We start from the raw sequence: 14733 nt of genomic DNA, 5'->3' as shown, positions 1-14733 counted from the left end.
CTGATACGTTCCTCCGCAGTTGCCCCGCCCGGGGCTCGCCACTGGGGAGGACCCTGATGAACTCGTTGCAAGACAAGGCAAATCTCTTCCGCGAACTGCACGCGGCTGAGGTACTCGTGCTGCCGAACGCCTGGGACGCAGGCAGCGCAGTCGCTATCGAACGCGCCGGTGCTCCCGCGATCGCCACCACCAGCGGTGGCGTCTCCTGGGCCCTAGCCAGAGGCGACGGCCAGCACCTGTCGCGGGCGGAAATGCTGACCGTGATCGCCCAAATCGCCGCAGCCGTAAAAGTCCCAGTAACCGCCGACATTGAGGGCGGCTACGGCCTAGCCCCGTCAGCGGTCGCCGAAACCGTGCGAGGCGTGGTGGAGGCGGGCGCGGTCGGCGTGAACCTGGAAGACTCCCGGGCCGGAACCGCCACTCTCTTCACCCCCGATGAACAGGCAGAACGCTTCACCGCAGCCCGCGCCGCCGCCGCGACGGCCGGTCTGTCGGAACTGTGGATCAACGCCAGGACGGACGTGTACCTCTTCGGAATCGGCGAACCCACCGGCCGCTTCGACGACGTCCTGACCCGAGCCCGCGTCTACGCCGACGCCGGAGCGGACAGCATCTTCGTCCCCGGCTTGACGGACGTCGAAGTCCTGGCAGAACTGGCAAAGTCCTCGCCGATCCCGGTAAGCGCCATGGCGGGCCCGGGTGCACCCCCAGTGTCCGACCTGGCAACCGCTGGGGTGCGCCGGGTGAGCGTAGGAACGTCCATCGCCCAGGCGGCCTACTCCCTGGCCCACCACGCCGCGGCAGAGGTGCTGAAGCAGGGGACTTACGGGGAGGTGACGGGTGCATTGGACTTCGGGACGGTGAACGGCTGGTTCAACTGACCCTCGGCGGAGGGCGGGAGCCGCTGGAGTGGGGCGCCGCGGGCAGGCGATCTGAACGGGCGGGCGAGGCGAACTGGAGAGACCGGCGAGGCGAACTGGGGCAGACGGGGGAGGTGAGCTGGGGCAGACGGGCGAGGCGGGACGCTGGCTTGCCCTCAATCCGAGCCGCAACTCACCCCACCCAAACCGCGACCCGGCCGCCCGGCTCGACTGCAACTCATCCCGCAACCAACCACTCCAGCCGCGCCCCGACTCACCCCGCGACTCACCAAGCAACCAACCACCCAAGCCGCAGCCAACTCGCCCCGACTCATCCCGCAACCAACCGCCTACCCCGCTCCAGTTCCAGCAACCTCCGCTTGCACTCCACCCCAGCCGCGTAGCCGGTCAGCGATCCGTTGCTGCCCAGCACCCGGTGGCACGGCACCACGATGCCGATGGGGTTCCGGCCGTTCGCCAGGCCGACCGCGCGGGACGCCGTCGGGCGGCCGATCGACTCGGCCAGTTCTCGGTAGGTCGTCGTCTCGCCGTACGGGATCCGCAGGAGCGCCCGCCACACCGTCTCTTGGAAAGGAGTGCCGCTGAAAGCTAACGGAAGGTCGAACTCGACCCGATCCCCGGCGAAGTACTCGTTCAGCTGACGGGTCGCCGCGGCGAACGGGCGGTCGTCCCGGTCGCCGAAGGCGGCTCGGGGCGGGCGGTACTGCTCGTCGCCGATGTACAACCCGGCCAGGCCCCCGTCGCGGGCCATGAGGGTCAGCGGGCCCTCGGGGCTGTCGATGACGGTGTGCACCATGGTCATGCCGATTCCTCTGCGGGAATCCGGTTGATCGGGTGGTCGCCGGTCGCCCACAGGTGCTGGACCGCGTACGCGCGCCAGGGCTGCCACCGGGAGGCGTGCGCGATCAAGGCGGCTGGACTGGTTGGCAGGCCTAGGTTTTCGGCCGCGATCTTGACGCCCAGGTCGGTCGCGACGAAGGCGTCCGGGTCGCCGAGGGCGCGCATGGCGATGCTCTCGACGGTCCACGGGCCGAAGCCGGGCAGGGCGGCCAGTTGTGCGCGGGCGTGGACCCAATCGCCGCCTGCGGTCAGGTCGACGTCGCCGGAAACCAGGGCCGACACGAGACCCAGCAGGGTTGCGCGGCGGGACTTCGGCATGGCCAGCGTTTCCGGGTCCAGTTCCGCCAGCGATTCGGGCGACGGGAACAGGTGCGTCAGGCCGCCTTCCCGGTCCTCGATCGGGGTGCCGTGCGCCAGGACCAGGCGCGCTGCGTGGGTGCGGGCGGCCGCGGTCGAGACCTGCTGGCCGAGGACTGCTCGCACGGCGAACTCGGCCGAGTCGGTCGTGCGCGGGACGCGCCTGCCGGGTGCGGCGGCGACCAGGGGAGCGAGGGTCGGGTCCGTGGCGAGCTGTTCGTCGACGGCTACCGGGTCGGCGTCCAGGTCCAGCAGCCAGCGGCAACGGCTGATCGCGGCGGCCAGGTCGCGCAGGTCGGTCAGGCTCAGGCGGCACGCGACGTGGTCCGGCTCCGGGCGGAGCGCCACCACGCCGTGGCCGTGCGGCAGTCGCAGGGTGCGGCGGTAAGCGCCGTCGCGCCATTCCTCGACGCCTGGGACCGCGGTGGCGATCAGGTGCCCGAACAGGTTGTCCGGACACAGCGGCCGACGGAACGGGAGCCGTACCGACAGCACTCCCTGCGACTTGGTCCGCTTGCCGCCGCGGACGCGGGAGCGCAGTTCGCTCGGCGTCAGGGCGAAGACTGCCCGCACGGTTTCGTTGAACGTCCGGATGCTCGAAAACCCGGCCGCGTGCGCGATGTCGCTCATCGGCATCGTCGTGGTTTCGATCAGCAACCGGGCGGTCTCGGCGCGCTGTGCCCGGGCGAGGGCGAGCGGGCCCGCGCCCAGTTCGGCCTGCACCTGGCGTTCCACCTGCCGGACGCTGTACCCGAGTCGCGCGGCCAGCCCCTGCACGCCTTCGCGGTCGACGATCCCGTCGCCGATCAGGCGCATCGCGCGCGCCACCATGTCGGCGCGTTCGTTCCACAGCGGCGAACCGGGCGACGCGTCGGGTCGGCAGCGTTTGCAGGCGCGGAATCCGGCGGCCTGCGCTGCGGCGGCGCTCGGGTAGAAGCGCATGTTCTCGACCTTGGGCGGCACCACCGGGCAACTCGGCCGACAGTAAATCCCCGTGGTCAGCACCGCGGTGAAGAACCATCCGTCGAACCGGTCGTCTTTCGACTGCACCGCGCGGATACAGCGTTCGGTGTCCTCGTACACGCCGACCAGTCTGCCCCGCCTCGCGCGCGAAACCTCGCGAAAAAACGACATCACCCTGGCGGGGCAACCGGCTCCCGGCCCACCGCCCGCGTGTCGACGACCGACAATCCGCACACCAGCCCGGTCAGTCCTCGGTGTCCGCGAGTGAAGACCATGAACACCAGATGCGCCAGCAGCCACAGCGACGTCCACCCGGAATCCAAGCCGACCAGGATGAAATAGCCGCCCGAACCGATCAGGAACCGGACGATCGACTGCAGCATCGAGGGCGGCCGCCCGTCCGCGCGCACCACCGTCAGCAGAACCGCGCGCTGACCAGGCGTCGCGCCGTTGCCCGCCAGCGGCACGAGCAGCAGCAGGACCGCGGTCGGCACCCAGCGGCCGAGGACGTCGTCGATCAGCGTGTTGTTCTGCAGCGTGCCCTTCGTGACGTACTGGACCGCGAGCGCGATCATGCTCAGCACGACGCCCACCAGCGTGACCGAAATCAGGTCGAGCACCATGCCGAGCAGTCGTCGCCGGGCGAGGACCGGGCGCGGTTCGTCGGCCGGACGCAGCCGTCCAGGGCACCGCAGCACGGGCGCGAGAAGGGCGCCGACTCCCGCGCCGACAGTGTTGGACAGCAGGTCGCCGGTGTCGAACAGCCGGTACGGGCACTCCATCAGGAACCACACGCCGGTCAGCTGGGTCGTCTCGATGGCAAGGGACACGAAAAACCCAGTGACGATGGCGAAACCGATGCTCCGCCCGAACAATCGGCGCACGAACACGCCCCACGGCACGAAAAACGCGACGTTGAACAACACCTGGCGCAGCGCGGGATTGTCCAGTAGCCCGGTGTTGAACTGCCGCATGTCTTCCAGGAACTGGAGTGGATTCCACACCGGGTGCCGCAGCGCTTCGTGCGTCGCGTAGTACGCCGCGTCGACGTCCGGCAGCGGCAGCAACGTGTAGGTGACCAGTGCGAAGCAGTACACGAGGAACGCCGGCGCGGCGATCGCGCGCAGCAGGCCGAGTTCGCCGCGTTTGCGATAGCTGATCGCGACGTACGGAACCACCAGAACGAACGCCAGCCCGAATCCGGCGAACACGGCGATCAGCGTGGGACCGCTCCACTGAGTCATCGTTCCTCCACCCCGCGTGAGCGCACAGGCTAGCGGGCGGCAGTAACCTGGGCACGCGGGAAGGAGGAGCAGTGGACGACGACATCGAAGACAACGCCGACACCGGCGTGCTGGATCCTGAAGACACCCTGGAGGACGGCGACCCCTACGACGAGGGTTATTCGCCGCCGGAACGTCCACTCGCGACTCGCGACTGGGGCACCACCGCCGCGGAAGAAGCCGCCGGGGAAAGCTGGGCGGGGAGGTTGGCCCGCGAACTCCCGGACATCCGCGCGACCGACGGCGACGGTCTCGGCGACACTGACGACACCGACGGCGAACTCGTGGACGACGAGGTCGGCGACTTCCGCGCGGGCCGCTTGGTGGCCGCCAACGCGGGCTTCGGCCCGGACACCGACGACGAGCTGTACGCCTCGGACATCGGCATCGACGGAGGCGCGGCCTCGGCGGAGGAAGCCGCGGTGCACGTCGTCAACCCGCGGGATTTGTGACCGGCCGGCAGCACCGGGGCTAGTCCGCCGGATCCCCGATCCAGACCGACGCCGGAAGCACATACGGCCGCAGCAGCTTGACCAGTTCCGGGTCCCCGCCGCCGTGCAGGGTTTCCTCGGTGAGCCGCCGGGCGACTCCGGCCAGGAAATCGGCCAGCTGGACCCGCGGTTCGGACCTCGAGTCGACGAATCGCCACCGCGGCACCGGATCGAGCAGCTGGGCGAGCCGGGCCGGAGTGAGGGACGGCTGCTCGTCGTGGATGACCAGTTCCGGACGCCAGAACGCGATCGTGTCGGCGAGCGCGGGCATCAACGGGTCGATCGGCGAGACGAGACCAGGGTCGGCGAGGAGTTCGTCGCGCAGTGCGGTCACCTGCGGGCGAGCCGCGACAAGTTCGCCGAGGACGTCCGTCTGGGCGAAGAACTCGGCGGGGGTGGTCGCGGGGAGGCGGCGGTTCGAGGTGCGCAGCAGGCCGGTGAACGAGCGCAGGAATTCGGTCCAGCGCCGGGTGCCGTGAATGCGCGGGCCGTCTCGGTGCAAGGCGCGGGCGCGGTCGTCCGGACGGTGGCGCAGGCATTCCGGGTAGGGGGTCTGGTCGACGAGCAGGTCGACGATTTTGCCCGCGAGGAACAGGGTTTTGTCGACGAGCAGGACGCTGGCGGCGTCGGCGAGGGGTTCGGTGAGCAGCCACTCCAGGGCAGCGCGGTTCTTGGCGCGCAGGAGATGGTTGGCTTTGTATTCGAGCGCGGGCGAACCGATGAATTCCCGCAGCCGCGCAACACATTCCGCAGCAGCCGCGGGCTCCAGCCGGACGGCGGCGTGCGCGAATACCGCGGTGTTCGCGCCGACCAGGTTCACGCCCTCGGAGCCGGACTCGTCGCACGCGATCGTCGGCGGCCGCACATGCCCGATCCTGCCAGGTCCGCGGGGCGGGGGCGACCCCATTTCTCCAGGGAACCCCTGAGGTGGATTCCCGGATGTGCGGGCGGCCCCGGACGTTTCACCATGAAGGGGACGGAGGGAGCCGGTCATGGTGCTCGTCGAGGAGGACGTACACGCACTGGACGACGTCCGGCGCGGGCTGGTGGTGGTCCACAACGGATTAGCCGGGGAGTGCTACCTGTGGTCGGTCGGCGGGAGGGTCCCGCTGTGGGAGACGCAGGCGATGGACCGCTTGCGCCGCCGGGGCCTGGTGAGAATCGCCCGCCGCCGAGGTGCGCCGGCGAGCCCGGTCGTGCTGACGGATCTCGGTGTTGCTGCCGCTTGAGTCCTTTGTGGACTGACTGGCTCGCGGGGGCAGGCCGGTGGGGCTGGGCGGTTGAACGGCGGACGTGGAGAACGTGCCGGTTTGAGCGGCGGACGTGGAGAACGTGCCGGTTTGAGCGGCGGCTGGGGAGAAGGTGCCGGGCTGTGGATGAACGCCGTCGTGCTCTGCCGAGATCCGGCCTGATGCGATGGCCGCCGGTGCGGCGAGTCCGGCAGCGGGGGTTCAAGATCGCGGCATTGTGAGAGTTGCCCGGATGCGATGGTTGCTGGCCGAGCGCCAGTGAGAGTTGCCTGTTCAGGGATCGCGGTGGTGGCGAGAGGCGCCTGAACGCGGCGGGGCCGGGCTGCGATGGTGGCGCAGCCACGGATGCCGTGGAGCGAATGGCAGCGAGAGTTGCCGTGGTCGAGCAACCCCAACTGCCCTGGAACGAACCGCAGCACAGCCCACCTGGACGTTGCATCCCCATCCCCGTCGGAGCCGGAGCAGCCGCGAGGGCCGGGAACGAAACAGGCCCAGGGTGCCCCGGAGCCGCCGGGAGGGCGGTGTGCGCAGCGCTCCCGGCGGCTCCAGGGCGGTCGGGCGGCCGGGGCGGTGATCCCAGTGCACGACACCGGCGTGCGCCGACCTGGTGAGCAAGCCTTCCGGCTGGATCAGTTGCGAACTTAGCCCAGGTCCGGGGCCCGCAGGCGGCGCGTTCCCCGATCGTGTCGGCGGAACCACGCTGGTGGGCGGGTATCGATCGGGGAGTCGCCGCGAGGGCGGACGCGGTGCCGGAAGGGGCGGGGGACTGCACCGGTCGGGGAGCGGATGTCCAGTGCGGAAGCGTCCCCAGGAAAACGGGCTCGCGCCGATCGGGGAGCCGCCGCGAGCGCGGACGCCGTGCTGGGAAGGGTGGGCGCAGGCCGGGAACTGCCGCGATCGGGGAGCCCCCGCCCACTGCGGAAGCGGCATCAGGAAAACCGGGGCCCGCGCCGATCGGCTGGGCGACACCAGAGCCGTTCGGCGCGTCAGGAACCAGGAGGCACCGGCACCGGGCAACAAGCAACACACCTCGGCTGCGCGACAATCGGGCCCGACCGGGGGGATGATCGGGGGCATGGCCGGGTTCAGGGCCCGTCACCGGCGGGCGGTTGCGGACGAGGCGCTGGTCCGTGCGCTTTTCGAGGAGCACGGGCGGGCGATGCTCGCCTACGCCACCCGGCTGCTCGGCGACCGCGCGGCGGCGGAGGACGTGGTGCAGGAGGCGCTCGTCCGCGCGTGGCGGAGTCCGGACAGCCTGGTCAATGGGCGCGGGTCGGTGCGCGGGTGGTTGCTCACCGTCGTGCGGAACCTGGTGATCGACCGGTTCCGGGCGAAGGAGGCGCGGCCGCAGGAGGTGGCCGAGTCGCCGTCGGGCGGGCCGGTCGAGCGGGATCATGCCGATCAGGTCGTCGACTCGATGGTGGTGCTCGCCGCGCTCGACGGGCTTTCTCCGGAGCATCGCGAGGTCCTCGAGCAGATGTATCTGCAGGGGCGCAGCGTCGCGGAGGCGGCGGAGCGGCTCGGGATTCCGCCGGGCACGGTCAAGTCCCGCTCGTATTACGGGTTGCGGGCGTTGCGGGAAGAGTTCCGGCGAGCGGAAGGGGTGGCCGGATGAACACAGCCGACGAGCACGTCGACCTGGCGGGGTACCTGACCGGTCAGCTCGCCTCGGGCGAGCAGCGCGACGTCGAGGCGCATCTGGACGGCTGCGAGCGCTGCCGGGCGGAGGCCGCGTCTCTGCGGGAGGTGCAGAGTTTCCTCGGCGAATTGCCGCCGGAGGCATTGCTGGACGGGCCGCCGGTGGGGGCGGACTTGGTGTTGCAGCGGACCGTCGGCCAGGTCCGGGCGGAGTCGAGCGCGCGGGCTGGGCGGGGGCGGTCGATGGCGATCGCCGCCGCGGTCGTGGTGGCTGCGGTCGCGTTGGGCGTCGGGGTGATGGTGGGGCGGAGTTCGTCCGGGCCCGCGGTGGCGGTGCCGACTACGCCGCCGCCGACCAGCGCGGTTCCTGGCACGCGGGTCGTTTCCGGTGCGGATGCCAGCGGCAAGACCCGGCTGACCGCGAACATCGTGCCGCAAACCGGCTGGGTGCGCGTGGACGGTTCGGTGACGGGCATTCCGGCTGGACAGAAATGCCTGCTCGTCGTGCTGAGCAAGAACGGCGAGCGGCAGGTCGCGGGCGGCTGGATGGTCTCGGAGCGGGCGGCGCGGGACGGCGCGTACCTCTACGGAACGGCGGTGATCGATCCGGCGCAGGTGGCGGCGGTGGTCATCGAGAACACCGCCGGGCACCGGTTCGTCGAGGCGGACGTCAGCTGAACCGCCGGTCGAGCCATTCGCGGGCGGACTGCCACGGCTCGTCGGCCGGGTCGATCAGGCGGAAGTGGTCGACGCCGGGAAGTTCGACGTAATCCACGTCGTCGCCGGCCGCCTTCGCCGCGGCCACGTAGTCGCGGCTGTGCGCAACGGGGACCCGGACGTCGGCGTCGCCTTGCACGACCAGTTGCGGGCAGCCGAGCGGGAGCTGCTGGATCGGCGACGCCGCGGGGTCGTCGCCGGTCAGGAACAGTCCGGCGGCGCCTTCGCCCAGTTCCTCGGTCCGGGCGCGCGGGACGTCGGTGATCGGGGCCAGCGCGACGACCCCGGAAAGTCCGCCGGCCAGCAGCGCCAGGTGTCCGCCCGCGGAGTGCCCGATCGCGACCGTCGGCAGCTCGGCCGGTCGTTCGACGGCGGCGATCGCGGCGCGCACGTCGTCGAGGGTTCGCGGCCAGCCGCCGGTGTCGCCGTCGATGCGGCGGTACTCGACGTTCGCCACGTACCAGCCCGCGGCGACCAGGTCGGCGGCCATCGGGTCGAGTTGGTGCAGGTCGTGCCGGGCGCGCCACCATCCGCCGTGGAGCAGGATCGCGGTGCCTCGCCCGCCCGGGGTGCCGTGGAGTTCGACGAACTGGCTGGGCTCGCTGCCGTAGCGGAGGGTCTTCATGCTGGCCATTAGATCACCACCGCGCCAGCCGTTCGTGCACTCGTGCCAGCCCTTCGTGCGCCGCGCGATACGCCTCGTATAGGCCGGTCAGGTCCGTGTCGGGCGTGAAGGTGCGCTCGACGGCGACGGTCGCGGCCGCGGCGGTTTCGACGTCTGGGTACCGGCCCGCGCCGACTGCGCCGAGCAGGGCGGCACCGAGCGCTGCGCTGTCGTGCACGCGGAGGCGTTCGACGGGGCGGGACAGCGCGTCGGCGTGGAGCTGGGTCCAGAGGTCGCTGCGTGCGCCGCCGCCGGAGAACGTGACCGACGGAAGGGTTTCGCCGCAGGCTTCTTCGACAGTTTCCAGCACGTGCCGTGCGGAGAACGCGACTCCGGTGAGGACGGCTCGCGACAGGTCCGCGGTGGTGGTGGACGAGGTCAGCCCGAGAAAACTGCCGCGCAGATCCGGATCCCACAGCGGGGCGCGTTCGCCTTGCAGGTGCGGCAGGAAAACCACCCCGGGCCTGCCGTCCGCGGCGGAAGCGAACACGTCCGGCACGGACAGTCCGGACGCTCGGCTCCACCAGCGCACCGCGTCGCCCGCTGCTTGCGTTGGTCCGGCATGCACGACGAGGTCGCCGCGCGGCGGGAAGGTGACCAGGCCGCGGACCGATTCGTGCCGGTGCGAGGCGGCCGCGACGACCAGCGACGTCCCGCAGGTGACCATGGCGCGGCCGGGTTCTGTTGTGCGGGTACCGAAAACGGCGCCGAACGCGTCCATGGTCCCGACGACAACCGGGGCGTCGCCCAGTACGGCAGCGTGGCCGAGGGGTTCCTCGGGAGCGAGCAGTTCCGGCAGCCGGTCGCCGAGTCCGTCCACGAGCGCGACCGCTTCGGGCAGATAACCCGACGCGCCCGCGATGCGCACGCCGGACAGCAGGTCGGTCGCGACGCGTCCGGTGAGCCGCGCGCCGATGAAGTCCTTGGGGCTCAGCATCCATCGCGCACGGGACCACAGCTCCGGCAGCTCGCGCGCGAACCACGCGGCGCGGGCTCCGGCGAACGACGCATCGAGCACGATCGGTCCGCCCCAGATGCGTTTTTTGTCGTCGTCGGTGAAGCGTGCGTCGAGTTCCGCGGCGACCTCCGCGCAGCGCTGGTCCTGCCAGATCACCGCCGGGGTGAGCGGCCGCAGGTCTCGGTCGACGAGTAGGTGGGTGTTGACCTGGCTGACGATCCCGGCCGCGTGCACCGCACCGGCGGGGAGTCCGGAAAGGACCGTGTCGAGCGCGGTTTCCGTTGCGTGCCACCAGTCTTCCGGGTCCTGTTCGGCCCAGCCGGGACGCGGCCGCGCGATCGGGTAGGGCACCGAATGCGCCGCGAGTTCCCGGCCGTCCGGCGCGAACGCCGCGACTTTCACCGCGGTCGTGCCGACGTCGATGCCGAGCAGAGCTTCTTCGTCCATGCCACAGGGGTACCAGGAATTCGCTACCGTCGGTGCATGACCTCTGCCGCGGAGAATTACCTGCGCGAGTACCACGATCGCAAACCGGACGCGATGTCCGTGCTGATCGAGTCCGGCCGGGTGACCGGGGACGGCCGGACGAGCTACGAGGTGCTGGCCGACCGGGTCGCGCCCGCGCGCCGGGTGCTCGATCTCGGCTGCGGCGACGGTGCGCTGCTGGCCGTTTTGGCCCGCCGTGGCGCGGAAAAGCTCGCTGGCGTCGACCTGTCCTCGGGGCAGCTGGACCTTGCCCGGCAACGGCCCGAGCTGGCCGACGCGAGGCTGCATCACGGTCGCGCGCAGGAGCTGCCGTTCGAGGATGACAGCTACGACGCGGCTGTGTCGCACATGGCCTTCATGCTCATGGACGACCCCGAGGCGGTCGCCGCCGAGCTCGCGCGGGTGCTGGTTTCGCGCGGGACCTTCGCGTTGGTCGTCGGCGGTCCTGAATCGACGGGCGCGACGCCGGTGTTTCTCGAATTGGCCCGGCCGTTGTTCCGCGAGGTGCCGGAGGAACGGCGGGCCACCTACACCGCCGAGCGGCGCACGTCGAACCGCGAGGGGATCGACGAGGTGCTCGCTCCGACCGGGTTCGCGCCGGTTTCCTGGGAGCCGTACGAGATCGACCTGACCGCCACACCGGACGAGGTGTGGACGTTGTGCTGCGAATCGTATTACTCGACCGACACCCTCGACGACGCCCAACTGGCCCGGCTCCGCTCGGCCTTCTTCGCCGAGACCGAGCACCTGCGCACTGCGGACGGCCTCCTTCCGGCGGGGCTGTGCGTCAACCTGGCGAAAACGGAACTGCTGAAGTGACCGTTCGCGCTACCGTCTCGGACATGATGACGCCTGCCGAAGAGTTCCTCCGCGATTTTCACGACCGGAACCCGGCAGCCGCGTCCGAACTGGCCGAGCGGGGCCGGGTCGACGGACGCTCGGTGTACGAGGCGTTCGCCGACCACGTCGGCAAGCCGGACAGCGTGCTCGACCTCGGCTGCGGGGACGGCGCGCTGCTGGCGGTGCTCGCCGGTCGCGGTACCGGAAAGCTCGCCGGCATCGACCTTTCCGCCAAGCAGTTGGAGGTCGCGCGCGCCCGGGCTGGGCTCGCCGACGCGGACCTGCGACCCGGCCGCGCGCAGGAACTGCCGTTCGAGGACGACAGCTACGACGCGGTCGTGTCGCACATGGCGCTGATGCTCATGTCCGATGTCGAGAAGGTGATCGCCGAGACCGCCCGCGTGCTGCGGCCCGGCGGCGCCTTCGTGATCGGCGTGGGCGGCGGCGGGACCGACGCCCTCGAGGTGTTCCTGAAGGTCGCCCGGCCGCTCTTCGCGGTGGTGGCCGAGGACCGGCAGGTGCCGACCTCCGGCGACCCGCGCAGCCGCACCCGCGAAGGCCTCGACGCGCTGCTCGGCCCGGCCGGATTCGCGCCGGTCGAATGGCACCAGCTGCGGGTGGACCTCTCCGGCACGCCGGATTCGGTCTGGCAGACCTGCCACGACACCTACTACCAGGTCGAAGCCCTGGACGAGACGCAGCTGCTGGGGCTGCGGACCGCGTTCAAGGTGGCGTCCCGGCCGCTGGTGACCCCCGACGGCACGCTCCCGGCCGGGGCGCTCGTCAACGTAGCGACGACACGGCTGACCTGACCGGTGCGCCGAACCACTGCGTGAGCGCGGTTCGCAGCGCTTCGACGTCCGGCTCGGCGTCGGTGGAGGACCAGGCGACGTAACCGTCCGGACGGATGAGCAGCGCGGTGGGTGCATCGCCGGTTGCCGTGGTGGACACGGTGGTGACGCGGTCTTCCCATGGGGCAGCGACGTCGGCGAGCACCGCGCCGGGCGTCAGGTCCAGCAGTACCGGGCGCGCGGCTTGGTACGCGGCGGTCAGCGGGCCTGGGTCGGCGAGCGGCAAGTCGGGAGCCCACCGGCCGCTGTCCGGGTCGGTGCCGTAGTGGATGTCCGCGCCGGACATCAGGTCGGCGATGTGCTGCCGCGTATCCGGAGAGTCGAGCAGTTCGACGAAGAATTCGCGCAGCGCGGTGACTTCCGGGCCGGGCGCGACGAGCGCGCTCTGCGCCTGGGTGTGCATCACGACGCGCTCGCTCACCGGACGGCGCTCGGCCTCGTAACTGTCGAGCAGCCCCGGCGGAGCCCAGCCCCGCACCTCCGCGGCGAGCTTCCACGCGAGGTTCGCCGCGTCTTGCAGACCGAGGTTGAGCCCCGGGCCGCCGAGCGCGGAATGCACGTGGGCCGCGTCGCCGACCAGCAGCACCCGGCCCCGCCGGTAGGTCTCGGCGATCCGGGTGTTGCCGCCGGACAGCCTGCGCAGCAGGAACGGGCCGGGACCGGACGGCGGTTCGAGCGGCAGATCGACCCCAAGCACCCGCTGCACGCTCGCGCGCAGTTCTTCCATGGTCAGCGGATCGTCCTCGGCGAAATCGGCGGCGCCGCTGTGTTCGGTGACTGACAGCGCCGGGTTCGCCGGATCGAACGGCGCGAACACGAACAACCCGGTTTCTGTCCGGTGGTGCTGGAACGGCGGGATGACGCCGGTCTCCAGCTTCAGCCCGCCGGTCACCGGATCGACGAAGGACTGCGGGATCCGCACATTCGCGCTGCGGGACACGGTTTCGTCCCAGCTGACCCCGGGGAAGTCGATCCCGGCGAGCTTGCGCACCGTGCTGCGTCCGCCGTCCGCGCCGACCAGGTACTCAGCGGCGAGTTCGTAGGGCCCGTCCGGTCCCTGCACCTGCACGGTCACCGAGTTCTCGTCCTGGGTGAAGCCGGTGATTTCGTGGCCGCGGCGGAGATCGGCGCCGAGCGCGCGGACGTGCTCGATCAGCATCTGCTCCAGTTCGTGCTGCGGCTTCGGCAGGATGTACATCGGATTTCTGGGCAGATCGGCGAATTCGACCGGGAACGCGCCGAAGACGAACCGCGGGACCGGCGTGGGTTCGGGGACCTCGGCGAGCTTCTCGAACAGCCCGCGCCGGTGCAGCAGCGGCACCACCTGGCCGACGAGACCGTTGGCACGGCGCACCCCGTCAGGTTCGGCGAGCCGTTCCAGGACGACGGGGCGGACCCCGGCGAGGCAGAGTTCGGCGGCGAGCATCAGGCCGTTCGGCCCGGCGCCCGCGATGACGATGTCGGACATGGGGATCTCCTTGCGGGATCAGGGAAGCACCTCGGCGAGCGTGTCGAACGCCCGGTGCACGATGGCGGTCAGGTCCGCGGACGGGGCGGTGCGCAGCCACTCCTGGATGACTGCCCGCAGCACGCCGCCCGCGGTGGTGGCGATGAGCTGGACGCGGAGATCGTGGACGTCCGCGCCGAGGCGTTCCGCGATCGCCTCGGCCAGTGCTTCTTCGGCCGCGACATTGGCTTTGAGGAATTCGCCCGCCAGCGCGGGTTCGGCGATCATGACCTGGACGCCGGCCGTCCATTGCGGATCGTTGCCGCCGCCGGGGGAGGTGCCGCGGTCGGCGTCGAGCTGCATGAGCGACGCCTCCCGCAGCGCGGTCCACAGCGGTTCCGACGCCGGGCGCGCGCGGAGGTGATCAGCGATCCCGCGAGCCCGGTCCTGGTGCCGGGCGACGATCGCTTCGGCCTTGCTGGAGAAGTAGTTGTTGACGGTGCGCGGCGAAACTCCCGCTTCGCGGGCGATGTCCTCGATTGTCACGTTCGACAGACCGCGCTCGACTGTGAGCCGGACTGCCGCCCAGGAGATGTCGACCCGGGTCTCTTGGCGGCGGCGGTCTCGCAGGTTCGGTCGCTCGGTCATGAGACCACCATAGCGCGCTCCTTGCGCGACGCGCAAAGTTTGCGTGTTACGCAAGTTTGCGGGCGCGAAGAAGCCCGGGGCACGGATGCCCCGGGCTTCGCCGACGCGTCAGTCCTTCGTGCTCTTGAACGCGTCCTTGACCTTCTCGGCGGCCTGCTTGAGGTTGCCCTTGCCCTGCTCCGCCTTGCCTTCGGCCTGCCACTGCTCGTTGTCCGTGGCGTTGCCTACGGCTTCCTTGGCGCGGCCCTTGAGCTCTTCGGCCTTGTTCTCGGCTTTGTCGTTCACGATGGGTCCTCCCTTTCGTGCCTCGCGCTTCGGCTACCCGCTCTGCCGGGCGCCAAACTCGCGAATCGGTGCCCGGCGCGAACCGCCTCGAAACCTCGCCACCGACGTCGTCGAAGCGGCGGATTTCCCTTTGC

At 70.8% G+C, this 14733-nt stretch carries 16 protein-coding genes; 7 read left to right on the top strand and 9 right to left on the bottom strand.

The window, feature by feature from the left end:
* Positions 1 to 56: 56 nt before the first annotated feature.
* On the top strand, positions 57 to 881 hold the full coding sequence (locus tag DMP23_RS08565; RefSeq protein ID WP_337820704.1) for an isocitrate lyase/PEP mutase family protein: 825 nt from the start codon (positions 57 to 59) through the stop codon (positions 879 to 881).
* 310 nt (positions 882 to 1191) lie between these two features.
* Here the strand turns inward: DMP23_RS08565 and DMP23_RS08560 are convergent, their stop codons facing one another.
* Genes DMP23_RS08560 through DMP23_RS08550 form a run of 3 tightly spaced genes read right to left on the bottom strand, consistent with a single transcriptional unit; the run spans position 1192 to position 4285 of the window.
* The gene (locus DMP23_RS08560) at positions 1192 to 1683 is read right to left on the bottom strand and encodes a methylated-DNA--[protein]-cysteine S-methyltransferase (RefSeq protein WP_337820703.1); all 492 of its coding nucleotides are present in this window, start codon (positions 1681 to 1683) and stop codon (positions 1192 to 1194) included.
* Complete coding sequence (locus tag DMP23_RS08555; RefSeq protein ID WP_337820702.1) at positions 1680 to 3161, bottom strand: AlkA N-terminal domain-containing protein; 1482 nt, start codon at positions 3159 to 3161, stop codon at positions 1680 to 1682. Before DMP23_RS08555 ends, DMP23_RS08560 begins: the two co-directional genes overlap by 4 nt.
* Before the next feature lie 50 nt (positions 3162 to 3211).
* Positions 3212 to 4285 carry a VanZ family protein gene (locus tag DMP23_RS08550; protein ID WP_337820701.1) on the bottom strand — a complete coding sequence of 358 codons (1074 nt, stop codon included), beginning with the start codon at positions 4283 to 4285 and terminating at the stop codon, positions 3212 to 3214.
* A 71-nt stretch (positions 4286 to 4356) separates the two neighbouring features.
* Between DMP23_RS08550 and DMP23_RS08545 the strand changes: the two genes are divergently transcribed.
* Positions 4357 to 4776: a DUF5709 domain-containing protein gene (locus tag DMP23_RS08545; protein ID WP_337820700.1), complete on the top strand. Its 420-nt coding sequence runs from the start codon at positions 4357 to 4359 to the stop codon at positions 4774 to 4776.
* A gap of 19 nt (positions 4777 to 4795) precedes the next feature.
* On the opposite strand, the gene DMP23_RS08540 is transcribed toward DMP23_RS08545, so the two are convergent.
* Positions 4796 to 5680, bottom strand: a complete 885-nt coding sequence (locus tag DMP23_RS08540) for a hypothetical protein (protein WP_337820699.1) — start codon at positions 5678 to 5680, stop codon at positions 4796 to 4798.
* A 127-nt stretch (positions 5681 to 5807) separates the two neighbouring features.
* Here DMP23_RS08540 and DMP23_RS08535 point away from each other — a divergent pair, with 127 nt between their 5' ends.
* The 3 genes from DMP23_RS08535 (at position 5808) to DMP23_RS08525 (ending at position 8381) form a co-directional block, all read left to right on the top strand.
* Positions 5808 to 6044, top strand: a complete 237-nt coding sequence (locus tag DMP23_RS08535) for a hypothetical protein (RefSeq protein ID WP_043836823.1) — start codon at positions 5808 to 5810, stop codon at positions 6042 to 6044.
* Between the two features lie 1096 nt (positions 6045 to 7140).
* On the top strand, positions 7141 to 7680 hold the full coding sequence (locus DMP23_RS08530) for a sigma-70 family RNA polymerase sigma factor (protein WP_037810598.1): 540 nt from the start codon (positions 7141 to 7143) through the stop codon (positions 7678 to 7680).
* Positions 7677 to 8381: an anti-sigma factor family protein gene (locus DMP23_RS08525; RefSeq protein ID WP_134729810.1), complete on the top strand. Its 705-nt coding sequence runs from the start codon at positions 7677 to 7679 to the stop codon at positions 8379 to 8381. Before DMP23_RS08530 ends, DMP23_RS08525 begins: the two co-directional genes overlap by 4 nt.
* On the opposite strand, the gene DMP23_RS08520 is transcribed toward DMP23_RS08525, so the two are convergent.
* Positions 8374 to 9045 (bottom strand): alpha/beta hydrolase family protein, encoded by a 672-nt coding sequence (locus DMP23_RS08520; RefSeq protein WP_337820698.1) that lies wholly within the window; start codon positions 9043 to 9045, stop codon positions 8374 to 8376. The two genes, DMP23_RS08525 and DMP23_RS08520, sit on opposite strands and share 8 nt — an antisense overlap.
* Before the next feature lie 13 nt (positions 9046 to 9058).
* A complete protein-coding gene (locus tag DMP23_RS08515) occupies positions 9059 to 10489 on the bottom strand; it encodes a xylulokinase (RefSeq protein WP_337820697.1) in 1431 nt (476 codons plus the stop codon).
* A gap of 36 nt (positions 10490 to 10525) precedes the next feature.
* Between DMP23_RS08515 and DMP23_RS08510 the strand changes: the two genes are divergently transcribed.
* Both DMP23_RS08510 and DMP23_RS08505 read left to right on the top strand, forming a co-directional pair.
* Positions 10526 to 11347 carry a class I SAM-dependent methyltransferase gene (locus DMP23_RS08510; protein WP_337820696.1) on the top strand — a complete coding sequence of 274 codons (822 nt, stop codon included), beginning with the start codon at positions 10526 to 10528 and terminating at the stop codon, positions 11345 to 11347.
* Positions 11348 to 11370: 23 nt separating this feature from the next.
* The gene (locus tag DMP23_RS08505) at positions 11371 to 12180 is read left to right on the top strand and encodes a class I SAM-dependent methyltransferase (RefSeq protein ID WP_134729803.1); all 810 of its coding nucleotides are present in this window, start codon (positions 11371 to 11373) and stop codon (positions 12178 to 12180) included.
* Here the strand turns inward: DMP23_RS08505 and DMP23_RS08500 are convergent.
* The 3 genes from DMP23_RS08500 to DMP23_RS08490 form a co-directional block, all read right to left on the bottom strand.
* Entirely contained in the window at positions 12152 to 13687 is a 1536-nt protein-coding gene (locus DMP23_RS08500) for an FAD-dependent monooxygenase (RefSeq protein WP_337820695.1), read from the bottom strand. The two genes, DMP23_RS08505 and DMP23_RS08500, sit on opposite strands and share 29 nt — an antisense overlap.
* A gap of 18 nt (positions 13688 to 13705) precedes the next feature.
* Positions 13706 to 14314 (bottom strand): acyl-CoA-like ligand-binding transcription factor, encoded by a 609-nt coding sequence (locus DMP23_RS08495; RefSeq protein ID WP_037810592.1) that lies wholly within the window; start codon positions 14312 to 14314, stop codon positions 13706 to 13708.
* A gap of 108 nt (positions 14315 to 14422) precedes the next feature.
* The gene (locus DMP23_RS08490) at positions 14423 to 14599 is read right to left on the bottom strand and encodes a CsbD family protein (protein ID WP_009082264.1); all 177 of its coding nucleotides are present in this window, start codon (positions 14597 to 14599) and stop codon (positions 14423 to 14425) included.
* Positions 14600 to 14733 lie beyond the last annotated feature (134 nt).

Source organism: Amycolatopsis sp. A1MSW2902 (assembly GCF_017312175.1).
In the GTDB taxonomy this organism is placed as follows: domain Bacteria; phylum Actinomycetota; class Actinomycetes; order Mycobacteriales; family Pseudonocardiaceae; genus Amycolatopsis; species Amycolatopsis nivea.
This window is presented reverse-complemented; position numbering and strand designations above follow the sequence as displayed.

Coding starts and splice junctions, on each gene's coding strand:
- DMP23_RS08520 (WP_337820698.1), bottom strand. CDS start 9,045: ATGAAGACCCTCCGCTACGGCAGCGAGCCCAGCCAGTTCGTCGAACTC.
- DMP23_RS08525 (WP_134729810.1), top strand. CDS start 7,677: ATGAACACAGCCGACGAGCACGTCGACCTGGCGGGGTACCTGACCGGT.
- DMP23_RS08535 (WP_043836823.1), top strand. CDS start 5,808: ATGGTGCTCGTCGAGGAGGACGTACACGCACTGGACGACGTCCGGCGC.
- DMP23_RS08550 (WP_337820701.1), bottom strand. CDS start 4,285: ATGACTCAGTGGAGCGGTCCCACGCTGATCGCCGTGTTCGCCGGATTC.
- DMP23_RS08505 (WP_134729803.1), top strand. CDS start 11,371: ATGATGACGCCTGCCGAAGAGTTCCTCCGCGATTTTCACGACCGGAAC.
- DMP23_RS08510 (WP_337820696.1), top strand. CDS start 10,526: ATGACCTCTGCCGCGGAGAATTACCTGCGCGAGTACCACGATCGCAAA.
- DMP23_RS08500 (WP_337820695.1), bottom strand. CDS start 13,687: ATGTCCGACATCGTCATCGCGGGCGCCGGGCCGAACGGCCTGATGCTC.
- DMP23_RS08560 (WP_337820703.1), bottom strand. CDS start 1,683: ATGACCATGGTGCACACCGTCATCGACAGCCCCGAGGGCCCGCTGACC.
- DMP23_RS08495 (WP_037810592.1), bottom strand. CDS start 14,314: ATGACCGAGCGACCGAACCTGCGAGACCGCCGCCGCCAAGAGACCCGG.
- DMP23_RS08515 (WP_337820697.1), bottom strand. CDS start 10,489: ATGGACGAAGAAGCTCTGCTCGGCATCGACGTCGGCACGACCGCGGTG.
- DMP23_RS08565 (WP_337820704.1), top strand. CDS start 57: ATGAACTCGTTGCAAGACAAGGCAAATCTCTTCCGCGAACTGCACGCG.
- DMP23_RS08530 (WP_037810598.1), top strand. CDS start 7,141: ATGGCCGGGTTCAGGGCCCGTCACCGGCGGGCGGTTGCGGACGAGGCG.